The sequence below is a fragment of the Pacificimonas pallii genome, from assembly GCF_019204005.1.
In the GTDB taxonomy this organism is placed as follows: domain Bacteria; phylum Pseudomonadota; class Alphaproteobacteria; order Sphingomonadales; family Sphingomonadaceae; genus Pacificimonas; species Pacificimonas pallii.
Genome location: NZ_JAGSPA010000002.1, coordinates 582,327 through 596,848 on the forward strand (window position 1 = coordinate 582,327; position 14,522 = coordinate 596,848).

The 14,522-nt window shown below is 61.7% G+C and carries 14 protein-coding genes; 9 read left to right on the top strand and 5 right to left on the bottom strand.

The window, feature by feature from the left end:
- Nucleotides 1–5: 5 nt before the first annotated feature.
- Entirely contained in the window at nt 6–1,307 is a 1,302-nt protein-coding gene (clpX, locus tag KCG44_RS07920) for an ATP-dependent Clp protease ATP-binding subunit ClpX (RefSeq protein WP_218445411.1), read from the bottom strand.
- A gap of 302 nt (nt 1,308–1,609) precedes the next feature.
- Between clpX and KCG44_RS07925 the strand changes: the two genes are divergently transcribed.
- The 4 genes from KCG44_RS07925 to KCG44_RS07940 are packed head-to-tail and all read left to right on the top strand — an operon-like array spanning nt 1,610 to nt 7,882.
- Nucleotides 1,610–3,343, top strand: a complete 1,734-nt coding sequence (locus KCG44_RS07925) for an SLC13 family permease (RefSeq protein ID WP_255536397.1) — start codon at nt 1,610–1,612, stop codon at nt 3,341–3,343.
- Nucleotides 3,344–3,383: 40 nt separating this feature from the next.
- A complete protein-coding gene (locus tag KCG44_RS07930; RefSeq protein ID WP_218445413.1) occupies nt 3,384–4,412 on the top strand; it encodes an efflux RND transporter periplasmic adaptor subunit in 1,029 nt (342 codons plus the stop codon).
- On the top strand, nt 4,412–7,495 hold the full coding sequence (locus tag KCG44_RS07935; protein ID WP_218445415.1) for an efflux RND transporter permease subunit: 3,084 nt from the start codon (nt 4,412–4,414) through the stop codon (nt 7,493–7,495). Before KCG44_RS07930 ends, KCG44_RS07935 begins: the two co-directional genes overlap by 1 nt.
- A 48-nt stretch (nt 7,496–7,543) precedes the next feature.
- The gene (locus KCG44_RS07940; RefSeq protein WP_218445417.1) at nt 7,544–7,882 is read left to right on the top strand and encodes a PilZ domain-containing protein; all 339 of its coding nucleotides are present in this window, start codon (nt 7,544–7,546) and stop codon (nt 7,880–7,882) included.
- A 22-nt stretch (nt 7,883–7,904) separates the two neighbouring features.
- Here KCG44_RS07940 and KCG44_RS07945 read toward each other — a convergent pair whose 3' ends face one another.
- Nucleotides 7,905–8,426 carry a DUF721 domain-containing protein gene (locus KCG44_RS07945; RefSeq protein WP_218445420.1) on the bottom strand — a complete coding sequence of 174 codons (522 nt, stop codon included), beginning with the start codon at nt 8,424–8,426 and terminating at the stop codon, nt 7,905–7,907.
- A gap of 28 nt (nt 8,427–8,454) precedes the next feature.
- On the opposite strand from KCG44_RS07945, the gene KCG44_RS07950 reads away from it, so the two are divergent.
- From KCG44_RS07950 to KCG44_RS07970, 5 genes are all read left to right on the top strand, one after another.
- Nucleotides 8,455–9,504, top strand: a complete 1,050-nt coding sequence (locus KCG44_RS07950) for an A/G-specific adenine glycosylase (RefSeq protein WP_218445422.1) — start codon at nt 8,455–8,457, stop codon at nt 9,502–9,504.
- Nucleotides 9,497–9,970, top strand: coding sequence for a TspO/MBR family protein (locus tag KCG44_RS07955; RefSeq protein WP_218445424.1), 474 nt, complete (start codon nt 9,497–9,499; stop codon nt 9,968–9,970). The genes KCG44_RS07950 and KCG44_RS07955 overlap by 8 nt, the downstream gene beginning before the upstream one ends.
- 40 nt (nt 9,971–10,010) lie before the next feature.
- Nucleotides 10,011–10,259: an accessory factor UbiK family protein gene (locus KCG44_RS07960; protein WP_218445426.1), complete on the top strand. Its 249-nt coding sequence runs from the start codon at nt 10,011–10,013 to the stop codon at nt 10,257–10,259.
- Between the two features lie 137 nt (nt 10,260–10,396).
- The gene (locus KCG44_RS07965) at nt 10,397–10,909 is read left to right on the top strand and encodes a type III secretion system chaperone family protein (RefSeq protein WP_218445428.1); all 513 of its coding nucleotides are present in this window, start codon (nt 10,397–10,399) and stop codon (nt 10,907–10,909) included.
- A gap of 83 nt (nt 10,910–10,992) precedes the next feature.
- Nucleotides 10,993–13,140 (top strand): PQQ-dependent dehydrogenase, methanol/ethanol family, encoded by a 2,148-nt coding sequence (locus KCG44_RS07970; RefSeq protein ID WP_218445430.1) that lies wholly within the window; start codon nt 10,993–10,995, stop codon nt 13,138–13,140.
- Here the strand turns inward: KCG44_RS07970 and KCG44_RS07975 are convergent.
- The 3 genes from KCG44_RS07975 to KCG44_RS07985 form a co-directional block, all read right to left on the bottom strand.
- A complete protein-coding gene (locus KCG44_RS07975; RefSeq protein WP_218445432.1) occupies nt 13,137–13,940 on the bottom strand; it encodes an NUDIX hydrolase in 804 nt (267 codons plus the stop codon). The two genes, KCG44_RS07970 and KCG44_RS07975, sit on opposite strands and share 4 nt — an antisense overlap.
- A gap of 73 nt (nt 13,941–14,013) precedes the next feature.
- Nucleotides 14,014–14,169: a hypothetical protein gene (locus tag KCG44_RS07980; RefSeq protein WP_218445434.1), complete on the bottom strand. Its 156-nt coding sequence runs from the start codon at nt 14,167–14,169 to the stop codon at nt 14,014–14,016.
- A gap of 47 nt (nt 14,170–14,216) precedes the next feature.
- A complete protein-coding gene (locus KCG44_RS07985; RefSeq protein WP_218445436.1) occupies nt 14,217–14,402 on the bottom strand; it encodes a hypothetical protein in 186 nt (61 codons plus the stop codon).
- Nucleotides 14,403–14,522: the final 120 nt, after the last annotated feature.

Here is a 14,522-nt window from a genome sequence, read left to right on the forward strand (position 1 = left end):
CCGCTCTACGCGGCGTCATCCGCCACTTTTTTCGCTTTTTTGGCAAAGACCTTGATGGGATCCTTCGTGCCGGCAACCACATCCTTGTCGATGCGGATTTCGTCGACGCCGTCCATGGATGGCAGGTCGAACATCGTATCGAGCAGGATACCCTCCATGATCGATCGCAGGCCGCGGGCGCCCGTCTTCCGGGCAATCGCCTTTTTCGCGACCGCCGACAGCGCATCCTTTGTGAAATTCAGCTTCACCTCTTCGATATCGAAAAGCTTCTGATATTGTTTCACAAGCGCGTTCTTCGGCTCGGTCAGGATGGTCACCAGGGCATCCTGGTCCAGATCCTCGAGCGTCGCGAGAATGGGGAGGCGGCCGACGAATTCGGGGATCAGGCCGTGCTTCAGCAGATCCTCAGGCTCGATCTGGCGCAGCACCTCACCCGTACGGCGTTCGTCCGGCGCCGCAACATGCGCGCCGAAGCCTATGGATTTGCCCTGCAATCTGTCCGCGATGATCCGTTCCAGACCGGCAAACGCGCCGCCACAGATGAACAGGATATTGGTCGTGTCGACCTGCAAAAATTCCTGCTGCGGATGTTTACGGCCGCCCTGCGGCGGGACGGAGGCGGTGGTGCCCTCCATAATCTTGAGGAGGGCCTGCTGGACACCCTCGCCCGATACGTCGCGCGTGATCGACGGATTGTCGGCCTTGCGGCTGACCTTGTCGATCTCGTCGATATAGACGATGCCGCGCTGCGCACGTTCGACATTATAGTCGGACGCCTGCAACAGCTTCAGGATAATATTCTCGACATCCTCGCCGACATAGCCCGCTTCGGTCAGCGTTGTGGCATCGGCCATGGTGAACGGCACATCGAATGTCTTTGCGAGCGTCTGCGCCAGCAGTGTTTTGCCGCAGCCGGTGGGACCGATCAGCAAAATATTGGATTTCGCCAGTTCGATATCGGCGCCCTTCGCGCCATGCGCGAGCCGCTTGTAATGATTGTGCACCGCGACGGAGAGAACGCGCTTCGCAAAGTCCTGTCCGATGACATAATCATCGAGAAGGTCGCAGATTTCGCGCGGTGTGGGAACGCCGTCGGAACTCTTGTCGACAAGGTTCGATTTCGTCTCTTCGCGGATGATGTCGTTGCACAGTTCGACGCATTCATCGCAGATGAAAACCGTCGGCCCCGCAATCAGTTTGCGGACTTCATGCTGCGATTTTCCGCAGAACGAGCAGTATAGCGTATTTTTGGAATCACTGCCGGACCCGTCTCCCGAACCCGTGTTTCCACCCGTAAGCTTGGTCATGAATTTCCTTTCCGTAAGGTCACCAAACTGCGGCGACCTTCCCCGCCCGGCTACTGCGGCTACCCTATAGCTGTGTCATAGCGGGGCAATGATGAACACCCCGAAAAGAACCGTCAATGTGACGTTTTTATCGCATCTATCTCAACAGGAGGTGAATGACTTCGCGCCAATGTGGGGCGCCGGGATCGCAGCGCAAGTGGGACAGCGCCGGACGAAACCGCTTGGGCCTTGGCAGGGCTTGCCCTTATAGACGTTTCATTCGGCGAGCGGGGACGGCCTATTTTACGTGTAAGGTTTCCAGCATGATGGGTTTAGATCCGGCGCTGCTGAGTGCGGCCGTCCTGATGGTCGCGCTGGTCCTGTTCGTCAGTGACAGGATGCGTCATGATCTCATCGCCCTGATTGCGCTGATCCTGTGCGTTCTTGTCGGCATCGTTGCGCCGCGTCAGGCGCTGTCGGGATTTGCCGATCCCGCCGTGATCACCGTCGGTGCCGTTCTTGTGATTGGCCGCGCGATCGAACTTTCCGGTATCGCGTCGGTCTTCACCGGCCGGCTGACAAAAAGCCGGGCGCCGTTCGAAGTGCAGTTGATGATCGTCATGGTCATTGGCGCCCTCCTCAGCGCGTTCATGAACAATATCGCCGCGCTGGTCATTGCGATGCCCGTCGCGTCGAAGCTCGCCATCGATGCGAAGCGTTCACCCACGGCGGCACTGATGCCGCTGGCCTTCGCGACGATCCTTGGCGGCATGACGACGCTAATCGGGACGCCGCCGAACCTGATCCTGTCGTCCATCCGGCGCGATCATGTTGGCGAGGGATTCGGCTTTTTCGACATGTCGGGCATCGGGGTTTCGGTCACGATCGTCGGCCTGATCTACATGGCGGTCATCGGCTTCCGTCTGCTGCCCGAGCGCCGCGCCGCGGTCCGCGGGGTGGATAATCCGTGGCGGGTTTTCGAACTGATCGTGCCGGAAAGCTCCGCGGGAACCGCCGGGCTGCGTGAAACCCTGCGGCAGGCGGGCGCCCGACTGCTGAAGGTCTACGAACCCGGCGAACGCCGCTGGAGATCGGGTCAGGGTGCAAGCCCGGGTCGGCGCATCGTCGTCCTGTCGCGCCAGAACCCGTGGACACTGGCCGAAGAGAGTGGCTACACCGCCGTGCACCGCCGCGACGATAGTCCGGACGCCGTCACCGTCCGCACCGCCGTCGCGCATGGCAGCTTTCTGATCGGCCGTGCCTATGACGCCGTTGCCAGCCAGACCGAAGGGCGGCTTTCCATCGTTGCGGCCGGCCCGCGCGCGGCCCGTGCGCGCCAGCCGCTGCGCACCATGGAGATCAAACCGGGCGATCAACTGTTCATCCACGGGTCCGCGACCGCCATTGCGGAATTCATTCCCAATGCCCGCCTGCTGGAGATTGGCCGCCATGATTTGCAGGATGTCGATTTCCGCCGTGCGGGCATGATCCTTGCCATTTTCATAGCCTCGATCATCGCAACGGCGTTTTTCGACGTTCTGCCCGCCATTGCGTTCGTGGCCGCCGCTGCCGCCATACCGGCGCTCAAGCTGATGCCCGCCGAGGAGATTTACCGGAGCGTCGACTGGCCCGTCATGGTGCTGCTGGCGGCGATGATCCCCGTGGGTCAGAGTTTTGAGACGACGGGCGCGGCATCGGAAGTGTCGGCCTGGCTGAGCGTGGTCCTCGACGGCGCTCCTGTGTGGGTGTCGCTGTTCACTCTGGGCGGAATCACACTGCTGCTGTCGGCGATTCTCAACAATGTGGCGACGGCGATCATCATGGGTCCGCTCGCCTATCAGATCGCGGAAATCCAGGGATTTGATTCAGATGAAGCCCTGCTGATGGTGCTTGTCGGCGCATCGGCGGCATTCCTGACGCCCATTGGTCATCAGAACAATCTGCTGGTCATGCGGCCGGGCGGATATCTCTTCAGCGACTATGCCCGCATGGGCGCGCCGCTGTCGCTGCTGATACTCATTGTCGCAACATTGTATCTTTCCTTCCTCCCCTTTTAGCGGGTAAGACCACTTTTGAGTGAAACTTGAAAGATGGTTCATGCGTGCATCTCTTGCAGGTCTTCTGCTACTCGCCGCCTGTAGCGGCGATGCGTCCGAAGACGAGAACGCGGCAATTGCCCTCCCGCCGCCAGTCATCAAGGTCGCGGAGGTCGGCAATGCCGCATTTCGTGCGACGACCGAGGTTGTGGGTACGGTCCGCCTCGCCGACGAGGCGGACCTCGCCTTTACGACGAGCGGCCGCATAAAGTCGCTCACCGTGCGAAGCGGGGACCGCGTCAGCAAGGGACAGCTCCTCGCACAGCTCGACATGACGACTGTTTCCGCCGACGTGTCCGCCGCACGCGCGGAACAGCGCCGGGCATCGCGTAGTCTCGAACGCAGCCGAAAGCTGTTCGCCGATGGCTGGGTCACGCAGGCCCGCCTTGATGAGGCGGTTGCCGCTGTCCAGGCGGCCGATGCGCGGGTGCAATCTTCGGGCTTTGCGGCCAGGACCGCGAAAATCCTGGCACCTGCGGATGGTGTCATTCTCGACCGCAGGGCCGAACCTGGACAGACCGTCGCGGGCGGCGCACCTGTGCTGCTGTTCGGCAGTGAGGCGCGGGGCTATGTTCTTGTCGCACCGCTGACCGACCGGCTGGCCGCCGACCGGCGGATCGGTGAGACCGCGTCGGTGAGCATTCCGGCTCTTGGCGATACGTCCATCAGGGCGGAACTGGTCGAGCTGTCCGGCCGAGCCGATGGCACGACAGGAACATTCGACGCCGAGTTCAGGCTGGGCGATCATGCGGGACTTCGTTCCGGTCAGGTCGGACGTGTCCGCCTTTCCACGCAGGAGAGCAGCCGCGCCGTGACGATTCCGCCGGGCGCGATCTTCGCCGCCCGCGCTGGCGAGGCGCTCGTCTGGGTATATGATGCCGCGACCCAGACCGTCGTCACCCGCTCCATCGTGCCCGGCCCGCTCTCCAATGACGGCGTTCGTGTGCTGTCGGGGCTGGAGACTGGAGAATTTGTGGTCACCGCCGGCCTCGATGACCTGCAACAGGATATGAAAGTGCGGGCGAACTAATGACCGGCTTTGCAGTTCGCCGCTGGCAGTTGACGCTCATCATCGCATCGCTTTTCGCTTTTCTCGGGATGAGCGCGCTGTTCACGATTCCGCGGACGGTCGACCCTCATTTCGACATTCCCTTCATCATCGTCATTGCAAGCCAGCCGGGTGCAGATGCCACCGACATGGAACAGACGGTCGCAAAACCAATCGAACAGGCGCTGATCCAGCTGGATGATGTTGTGGAGGTGTCGTCAAATTCGGCTGACGGGCTGGCGACGATCCAGGTGGAATTCTCATGGGGCGTTGATTCCGATGAGAAATATAATGACGTCATTCGGGAAGTGTCAGCGATCCGCGACCGGCTGCCGGAGGGGCTTGCCGATATAGAATATCGCCAGGCGCGCACGACTCAATCTGTTCTCATGCAATATGCGCTTGTCTCCGAAACGGCGTCATGGAAGCGCATGCAGAAATATGCCGAGGACCTGCAGGAGCTTATGCTGCGTGTCGAAGGCGTGCGGCAGGCGGACGTGTTCGGCGTCGCCGACCCAGAGGTACGGGTGGCCATCGATGCGGCCCGTCTGTCTGAATATCGCATCCCCTCGACCGCGGTCGCAGGCGCCATTTCGCAGGGCGGCGTCGACCTGCCTGCTGGCATCGTGCATTCGGGCGAACAGCGGCTGAATGTGGATGCGGGCGGTGCCTATCGCGGCCTCGACGAGGTGGGCGCTGTCCCCCTGCGCGCCGAGGGCGGCGCTGTCGTGACGATCGCTGACGTCGCCGACGTCAGCTGGGCCACCGATGAGCGTCTGCACATCGTCCGCTATAATGACGAACGCGCGGTCATCGTTGCCGCGCAGCAGAAAAACAATGTCAACGGCCTGACCGTGCAGGCTGGTCTGGAAGAGGCGATTGAGGGTTTTCGCGCGGCCTTGCCCCCCGACATGCGTCTGGAAAAGGCTTATGACCAGACCGAAGAGATCAACGACCGCATGGGCATGCTGCTGCGCGATTTCGGCATCGCCCTCAGTCTCGTCCTCATCACGCTGCTGCCATTGGGGCCGCGCGCGTCCGGCATCGTCATGGTCTCCATTCCGCTCAGTCTTGCCACTGGTCTCTTCTGCATGTGGCTCATTGGCCACTCGCTGAACCAGCTCAGCATCGCCGGTTTCATCCTCTCGCTCGGTCTGCTGGTCGACGATTCGATCGTGGTCACCGAGAATATCTCGCGCCATCTCCGTATGGGGAAAGCGCGCCTGACCGCCGCTCTCGATGGCACCAGAGAGATCGCCGCGGCCGTCTTCGGATCGACGTTCGTCCTCATCTTCGCGTTTCTGCCGCTCATCTTCCTGCCGGGCGGCGCGGGCGTCTTCACGCGCACATTGCCGCTGGCAACCCTGTTCACGGTCAGTGCGTCGCTGATCATCTCCCTGACGATCATTCCCTTCATCGCCAGCCGGGTTCTGAAACGCGATGACGATCCAGAGGGCAATGCCATCATGCGGTTCGTGTCGCGCGGCATTCACAAGGTCTACCGGCCCATTCTACACCGCGCACTCGACCATCCACGCCGCTGGTTCGTCGCCACCATGGCCATTTGCCTCGCGGCGTTCGCGCTCATTCCGCAGATCGGCTTCGCCCTGTTCCCGGACGCCGACGTGCCGCATTTTCTCGTCGAAATCCGCGCGCCCGAAGGCACCAGCGTCGCCGGTACCGACCGCATTGTCAGACACATTTCCGAGGAGATCGCGAAAGAAGACGGCATTCGTACCCGCGTCGACAATGCGGGTGCCGGCGGCCCGCAGGTTTTCTACAATGTCTTCACCAATTTCGAACGTACGCGGGAAGGCAATGTCCTGGTTGTTCAAAAGGAATGGGACGCCGATGAAACCCCTGCCCTCATCGAGAGGCTTCGTACGAAATTCGCTGATTATCCAGAGGCGGAAATCAACGTCCGCACCTTTACGAACGGCGTTCCCGTCGAAGCGCCTGTCGAATTCTTCGTCGTCGGCCCTGACCTCGATATTATCAAGCGTATTTCCGGACAGGTTGAAGGCAAATTGCGGGCCAATCCCGCGATCCGCGACATCAATAACCCCTTGAAGGTCGAGCGGACCGACCTCAACATCGGCCTCGACGCGCCCAAGGCCGCCCTGCTCGGCGTGGCGCCCGGCTCGCCTCGCCGCGTCATCCGCCTGGCCCTCGTTGGCGAACGCGCCGGCACCTTTCGCGACAGCGAGGGCGATCCCTACCCGGTCGTCGTCCGCCTGCCGATGGACGAACGCCGGATGGTTTCTGCGCTCGATGACATTTATCTGCCAACGACGGCAGGCGGCAGCGTTCCCCTTGGCCAGGTCGCAACGCCCTATCTGGAAAGCGTCCCGCCCCGCGTCGACCGCTACCAGCAGGAGCGTACGAACAGCATCACCGCTTTCGTGCGCACCGGTTACAATGAAAACCGCGTCATGGGCGAGTTGTTCGAGGAACTGCAGCAGATGGAGCTACCCGCCGGGTATCAGATCGTGCCGGGCGGGGTCATTCAGGCCACCGAGGAAAGTTTCGGCGGTCTTGGCCCCATCATCGCTTTTGCGATGCTTGGCATGCTCGCTGTGCTGATCGCCGAATTCGGGAATTTCCGGGAGACCATTGTCGTCGCCGGTGTCGTTCCGCTCGGCATGTTCGGCGGCATCATCGCGCTCTTCATCACCGGCTTTCCGATCAGTTTCACGGGCGTCATCGGCTTCGTTGCGATGGTCGGGATCGAAATCAAGAATTCCATCCTGCTGGTCGATTTCACGCGCCAGCTGCGTGATCGCGGCCTTCCCTTGCGAGAGGCGGTGGAACAGGCTGGCGAGATTCGCTTCCTGCCCGTGCTCCTGACGTCGGTGACGGCGGTCGGCGGCCTGTTGCCCCTCGCCCTTAGCGGTACGGCGCTTTACGCGCCGCTCGCCTGGGTCATCATCGGCGGCCTCATTTCATCGACGATTCTCAGCCGCATTGTCACACCGGTCATGTATCTGCTCGTCGCGCGGGCCGTTGCCCCGGCCCGTTCAGGACCGGAAAGCCCGGACGCGGCGCACCTGGAAACTTCCGGTTAACCCTAGCAGGTTAACAATAGGGATGAGCTGTTTCGACAGGTACTGCTGATGACAATTGTAAGTGAGGTTGTGAAGCGAGATGCACGCGCAAAGATCTTGCGTGCCGGCGTCGTGCGGTCGGGTAGCTTTGAACGTAAGGTCATCATCCGGGACGTGTCTGAATCGGGCGCGATGATCCAGAGCGATGTTGAATTTGAGAAAGACGAGGAAGTCTGGCTGGAATTCAGCGGTATGACGCCCATTCGTTCGATCGTGCGCTGGGCATCCGACAACCGCTACGGCATTCAGTTCGAACGCCGTATCGAGCTCGACAAGCACGGCAAGCCTGTCGCCGCCTCGCTGAATACCGAGACGCGCGAAAAGTCCTTTGTCAGCTGGAAGAGATAGCGACGCGCATCCGCACGCAGCGCTAGCCGATTTTCGGCGGCCCCTTGGTGCTTCCGATCTGCGACGCCAGCGACTCCAGCGCATTCCGCAGATCGTCGTCCCTCACCACTTTCAGCTCGTCTTTCACTGCCGATGACACCGGCTGTGCGGTGTCCCTGCGCCTGGAGACAGGCCGGGCGGGCACGGGTTCGCCCTGCCGGATCGCCATCCGCGTCACAGCCGCATATCCGAAATAGCGGTTGACGCGTTCGATGATAATGGGTGCTTCATGCTGAAGCGCAAGCGCATGCGCGCCGTGCACGGACAGATTCAGTGTGCCGCCGGATCGTTTGCCCTGCGGGAACCTGATCGAGTCGGGTGTTGAGCGCCGCGAAACCTCCTGTCCCACAATTTCGGCCCAGCGCGCGACGATGGCGGATTCGACGAAACCAAATTTGCGAAAGCTCTTCCGGCCCACGCGCGGGACCAGCTCTGCCACGGAGCGGGCGAAGCCAATCCGTTTATATCCCGGAAGGTCATGGGGTGGTTTGCCGCGCTTGCTCATCAAGGGTCTTCACTGCCAGAAGCCGCTCATGAGCACCATAGCCGCGACCGCATTTCAAAGCGCTCTTCTCGACTGGTATGACATCCACGCCCGCGCCCTGCCCTGGCGCGTCCCGCCCGGTTCGGCGCGGACCCCCGACCCTTACCGGGTCTGGCTGTCAGAGATCATGTTGCAGCAGACCGTGGTGCAGACGGTGAAATCCTACTTCGAAACCTTCGTTTCGCGCTGGCCCACCGTGCATCATCTCGCCGCCGCCCGGGATGAAGACGTCCTCGCCGCCTGGGCAGGTCTTGGCTATTATGCCCGCGCCCGCAATCTGATCGCCTGCGCCCGCGCCGTTTCAGGGCGCGGCGCGTTTCCGGGTACCGAGGCGGAACTGCTCGAACTGCCCGGCATCGGCCCTTATACCGCAGCGGCCATTGCAAGCATCGCCTTTGGCCGCCCGTCAGTCGTGGTTGATGGCAATATCGAGCGGGTCATGGCGCGCCTGTTCGCGATCGAGACCCCCCTGCCCGCGGCGAAGACCGAGATGAAGGCGCGCGCCGCCGACCTGACACCCAGGCGGCGGCCCGGCGACCATGCGCAGGCGCTGATGGACCTGGGCGCCACGATCTGCCGGCCAAAGGCGGCCGCCTGCCTCGCCTGCCCCGTCCGGCAGTTCTGCGCCGCCACCGGGAACGCGCCCGAGCGGCTTCCCAGGAAACTTTCCAAGGCGGCCAAACCGGAGCGCAGGGGCATTGCCTATTGGCTGACGCACGGGGAGGATGTCCTCCTGGTGCGCAGACCGGACAGGGGATTGCTGGGCGGCATGCGGGCGCTTCCCGCGACACCGTTTGTGGCGGATCGCGAGCCGATCCCCGCACCGCCCTTCGAAACGGAATGGAAAGCGGTGTCGAAGCCGGTCGTCCATGTCTTCACGCATTTTCGTCTGGAGCTGACAATCATGACCGCGGATATCTCCGCGATGCCGCGACCGTCCGGTGACTGGCACCCGGTTGCCGACATCGTTAATGCCGGTCTGCCAACCCTTTTTGCAAAAGCCGCGAAGCTGGCTGCCGGAGATCTTCTGCATGACTGACCGTTCTCGTGACCGCCGTGCCGCGCTCATCGGCGTCCTGATCGTCGCGGTCCTCGGACTTGGCGTCAACAGGCTGCTGCTACCGGGAGGTACGGGGGAGTGGTACCTGTCGCTCGTCAAGCCCGACCTCAATCCCCCATCATGGCTGTTCGGCGTCGTATGGCCCATCCTCTACATTCTCATCGGCGCGGCCGGCGGCCTGATCTGGAAAGCGAGCTTCAACCGGGCGCGGTTCTGGTACATTCTGCAGCTGGCGCTGAATTTGCTCTGGAGCCCGGTGTTTTTCGGCATGCAGCGCGTGGATATCGGCCTCGGCGTCATCGCGGCGCTCAATATCGCCGCCATCATCGCAACCATCCGCATGGCCGCGGTGCGCCGTCTGGCGGCGTGGCTGATGGTTCCCTATCTGATATGGATTGCGTTCGCGGCGATCCTGAACCTGCGCATCTGGCAGTTGAACGGCTGACCCCCTATCTTCTCACTGACAAGCAAAGGATACCGGTAGCATGCAGAGCCAGAACAAATTTCTCGACGATATTTCCCGGCTGGCGACGGGCGCAGCGGGGACCGTCGCCGGAATGGGCCGCGAAATGGAATCGCGGCTGAAGGAACGCCTGCAGGAAATGGTCGGCGGCATGGACATGGTGTCGCGTGAAGAGTTTGAAGCCGTTAAGGAAATGGCGGCCAATGCGCGCGCCGAAGCCGATGACCTTCGTGCGCGGATCGAGGCGCTTGAGGCAGGTCGGCAGACATAGCTCCCATGGCCGGGTCACAAGATGTTGTGCCTCGCGGCGTGGTTTATCCACAGGAAATGCGACATTGGCCCCTTGCGCGGACTCGGTGATCCCGTGCAGGCTTCGCGCATCAAGAATAGTCACAGGTTCCGCCAAACATGATCGATATCGAATATGCCGAACTGGAATCGGCGGCGCCGCCCCTCGACATGCTCGCGCATTATTTCGAGGCGCATGGCTGGGGCTTTGAACGTCTTGGCGACGATGAGATCGTGGCGAAGGTCGAAGGCAGCTGGACGACATATCAGCTGCGGGCGCTATGGCGCGAAGAGGAACGCGTTCTCCAGTTGATCGCCTTCCCCGATATTCGCGTGCCGCAGGAGAAACGCGGGATTCTGTACGAGACGCTGTCGTTGATCAACGAGCAGATGTGGCTCGGGCATTTCGAAATGTGGTCGTCTGACGGCACGCTCGCCTGCCGCCACGGCGCGCTTCTGGAAGAAGGTGACGGCGAGGGCGGCATTTCACTGGCGCAGACCGAGACGCTGGTGGAAGCCGCAATTGACGAGTGCGAGCGCTATTATCCGGTGTTCCAGTTCGTTCTGTGGGGGGACAAGTCGCCGGCACAGGCTCTCAAATCCGCTCTTATCGACACTGCGGGCGAAGCCTGACCTGCCGACCCTAGCAAAACTGCCGCACTTTCCGCTGGGGCCAACCTCTCTTAAGGTCGTGCCGAACGTTCTGGGGAGGACATATGCGGTATATCGCGATCGGCGCGGCAATCGGCGCTCTGGCCATCATGTCGGCCTGCGCGCCCGAGGACCGGGCGCCTGAAAACCGGCCCGCCGCCGACGTCACCGACGAACGCCTTCTGAACGCCGCCGCCGAGCCGGGTAGCTGGCTAACCCATGGCGGCACCTATGAAGAGCAGCGCTTCGCACGGCTTACCGGAATAGACCGGACGAACGTCGATAAGCTTGGGCTCGCATGGATGTACGAATTCGACACCAATCGCGGTCAGGAGGCGACGCCGCTGATCGTTGACGGCGTCCTTTATACAACCTCCGCATGGTCGAAGGTGTTCGCGTTCAACGCGAAGACCGGCGAACTCCTCTGGTCCTACGACCCCGAAGTACCGCGCGAAGCCGGTTTCAATGCCTGCTGCGACGTCGTCAACCGCGGTGTCGCCATTTACGGCGGCCGCGTCTATTCGGGCACCATCGACGGCCGCCTGATCGCCATTGATGCGCAGACCGGCAAACTCGCCTGGGAAAAGGTCACGGTCGACCAGTCGAAACCCTATACGATCACGGGCGCGCCGCGCGCGGCGAAGGGCCGCGTGCTGATCGGCAATGGCGGCGCCGAATATGGTGTGCGCGGCTATGTCAGCGCTTACGACGCCGAGACAGGCGCGCTCGACTGGCGTTTCTACACGGTCCCGCCCGGTCCGGATGCAGGCCCGGATGGCGCGGCGAGTGACAGCACGATCGACCTCGCCAAAGCCACCTGGAACGGCGACTGGTCGGAACATGGCGGCGGCGGAACTGTATGGGATGCAATCGTTTACGATAGGGATTTCGATCAAATTCTCATCGGCGTCGGCAATGGCGCGCCGTGGAATCACAAGCTTCGCTCGGACGGTGAGGGTGACAATCTTTTCGTGTCGTCCGTGGTTGCGCTCGATGCCGATACCGGCACCTATAAATGGCACTATCAGGGCACGCCTGGGGAAACATGGGACTTCACGCAGACGCAGCCCATCATTCTGGCTGACCTGCCTATTGATGGTATCGCGCGCAAGGTGATGATGCAGGCACCGAAAAACGGTTATTTTTATGTCATCGACCGCGGCAATGGAGAATTGATTTCCGCTGAGGGTTTCGTTCCCCAGACCTGGACGACGGGCATCGACATGGCCACCGGACGACCGATCGAGGCCGAGAATGCGCGATTTACGGATGGCACATTTCTTTCGATGCCATCGGCACTTGGCGCGCACAACTGGCATCCGATGGCATATAGTCCGGACGAACGGCTGGTCTATATTCCAGCGCAGGATGTGCCTTATGCTTATGTCGACGATGCCAATTTTGAATCGCGACCGGGGGCGTGGAATATTGGCGTCGACTATCTCGCCAATCCCGTCCCGGAAACGAGGGGCGAATTCAAGGCGCTGAAAGCCCTTCTCAAGGGCCATCTGGCCGCGTGGGATCCCGTGACGCAAACAGAGAGGTGGCGCGTCCAGCATGACGGTCCCTGGAATGGCGGCGTGCTCGCGACGCAGGGCGGCCTCGTTTTTCAGGGAACGGCGAAGGGCGATTTCAAGGCCTATGACGCGGAAAATGGTGAGGAATTGTGGAGCTTCGCCGCCGGTACCGGCATCATAGCCGCGCCCGTCAGCTACGAAATCGATGGGGAGCAATATGTCGCCGTCATGGCCGGTTATGGCGGCGCCTATCCCCTGACCACGGCCTATGAGGACAATCCGAAACCGCAGATCAACGGCCGCCTGCTGGTGTTCCGGCTTGGCGCTGCCATTCCCTATGACGTCGCGTCGCTGGAATATGGGGACCCGGTACAGGTCGAGGCTTTCTGGACCGAGGACCAGCTTGCGCATGGCAACCGATTGTACGAATCGAATTGCGGCGTCTGTCACGGCGCCGCGGCGCGCTCCTCAGGCGTGCTTCCCGACCTTCGCCGCTCGGGCTGGCTGGAAACGCGCGAACTCTGGCAGGAGGTGCTGATCGGCGGCGCGCTGAAGGATCAGGGCATGATCAGCTTCGCGAAATGGTTCTCGCCAGAGGATGCGGAAGCCGTTCGCGCATTCGTCGCCAGCCGGGCCAACAGGCTGATTGAAGACGGCGATATCGGCGCAGCGGACGGGCAGCGCGCGGCGCCCTAGCCGCGTACCGCCATGCCAAGCGGCTCCGCCGTGACCGGATAGCCAAGGTCGTCCGGAATGGTGAGGTGCGGACGGCCATCAATATCCCGCACTTCCGGGGCGATCAGGCGCGGTTCAAAGGCCAGCGCATGTGCGAACAGATCGTCAACATGGCTGAACTGCGCCAGCCGCTCCAGATTCCGCTGCGTCGGAAAAATAACCTTGCCGTTGCCCCGCGCCGCATTGCCAAGCGCGTCCTCGGCCGTTGTCCATAGCGACGTGACCGCTTCATTGCCATCATGCCCCGCCTTCAGATGTTTTCCGACTTTTGCAAGATAGAACCTTGTATCATATCGCTTATTTTTCATAAGGGCGGACGGGCACCATCTTGACCATGGCGTCATGATCCCGGGGTCGATGCGCTGTTCATATGCTGCGAGAAAATCGCTGAACGCCAGTTCGCGCGCGGCGATCGCCGGCGCTGCCGCGGCCAGCACGGCCTCGTCGATTTCGGGTCCGTCGGTCAGAAGAACGCCCGCCTCTTCAAAACTCTCCCGAATGGCGGCAACGCGCGCCGCTGCGTCATCTTCGTCAAGCGCCGGGGACAGTCCGGCGCTTTTCGCCAGCGCATGGTCACCGGCATCCACTTTCCCGCCAGGAAAGACCATCATTCCAGCGGCAAAGCCCATTGTCTTGGCACGCCGCTGCATGAAGATTTCCGGCGGCCCGCTGACCGTTTCGCGCACGAGTATCAGGGTGGCGGCAGGCTTCGCAGGATTATTGGCATTGTCAGGCGATGTGAGTGGGTTGACGTCGGTCATGTTCGAAAACATGCGCGGTTCCGGCGATATTTCCTAGCCCTCACTTGAAAGGGTAAGGCCGCAATGACGCGGCTCAGGCCCTGCCCTGCTCGCCGCGCGGCGTCTTTGGCGGTGTTCCGGTAACGGCCAGATCTTCGTTTAACTGCCGCTCGGGGATCAGTTCGCCTTCACCGGCGATCGTCTTTTTGAGGGCGGCGGGGTCCATTCCGTCTTTTGCTGGCGTTTTCATATCTTTGCTCCTTCATGGCTGAACGCGCCATTGCATGGATGGCTCCATCAGGGTGTCAGTGGCGCGCTCAGCAGCCAGACATTTCCAAGCGTGACGACGGCAACAGCAAGCATGAGCAGTCCCTTCGTGCGCTCGGCGCGTGGCCGCCTGACCAGGATAAACGCTCCCCCGGCCGCAAGTATGAAGGCAAACAGCACTGCCAGGGACATGGCAATATTCACAAATCCACTCATGTCACTGTCCCTCGAATGATAAACGCGGCGCTCAGCTGCGGGCGCAGAGCCGTCTGTTCGAAACGCGTCGCAGCGGATGATATGCCAGAATGACCGGCCGCGACAGTCCGCGCATGAAGG

Coding starts and splice junctions, on each gene's coding strand:
- KCG44_RS07970 (WP_218445430.1), top strand. CDS start 10,993: ATGCGGTATATCGCGATCGGCGCGGCAATCGGCGCTCTGGCCATCATG.
- KCG44_RS07975 (WP_218445432.1), bottom strand. CDS start 13,940: ATGACCGACGTCAACCCACTCACATCGCCTGACAATGCCAATAATCCT.
- KCG44_RS07935 (WP_218445415.1), top strand. CDS start 4,412: ATGACCGGCTTTGCAGTTCGCCGCTGGCAGTTGACGCTCATCATCGCA.
- KCG44_RS07950 (WP_218445422.1), top strand. CDS start 8,455: ATGAGCACCATAGCCGCGACCGCATTTCAAAGCGCTCTTCTCGACTGG.
- KCG44_RS07930 (WP_218445413.1), top strand. CDS start 3,384: ATGCGTGCATCTCTTGCAGGTCTTCTGCTACTCGCCGCCTGTAGCGGC.
- KCG44_RS07940 (WP_218445417.1), top strand. CDS start 7,544: ATGACAATTGTAAGTGAGGTTGTGAAGCGAGATGCACGCGCAAAGATC.
- KCG44_RS07925 (WP_255536397.1), top strand. CDS start 1,610: ATGATGGGTTTAGATCCGGCGCTGCTGAGTGCGGCCGTCCTGATGGTC.
- KCG44_RS07965 (WP_218445428.1), top strand. CDS start 10,397: ATGATCGATATCGAATATGCCGAACTGGAATCGGCGGCGCCGCCCCTC.
- KCG44_RS07945 (WP_218445420.1), bottom strand. CDS start 8,426: ATGAGCAAGCGCGGCAAACCACCCCATGACCTTCCGGGATATAAACGG.
- KCG44_RS07980 (WP_218445434.1), bottom strand. CDS start 14,169: ATGAAAACGCCAGCAAAAGACGGAATGGACCCCGCCGCCCTCAAAAAG.
- KCG44_RS07985 (WP_218445436.1), bottom strand. CDS start 14,402: ATGAGTGGATTTGTGAATATTGCCATGTCCCTGGCAGTGCTGTTTGCC.
- KCG44_RS07960 (WP_218445426.1), top strand. CDS start 10,011: ATGCAGAGCCAGAACAAATTTCTCGACGATATTTCCCGGCTGGCGACG.
- clpX (WP_218445411.1), bottom strand. CDS start 1,307: ATGACCAAGCTTACGGGTGGAAACACGGGTTCGGGAGACGGGTCCGGC.
- KCG44_RS07955 (WP_218445424.1), top strand. CDS start 9,497: ATGACTGACCGTTCTCGTGACCGCCGTGCCGCGCTCATCGGCGTCCTG.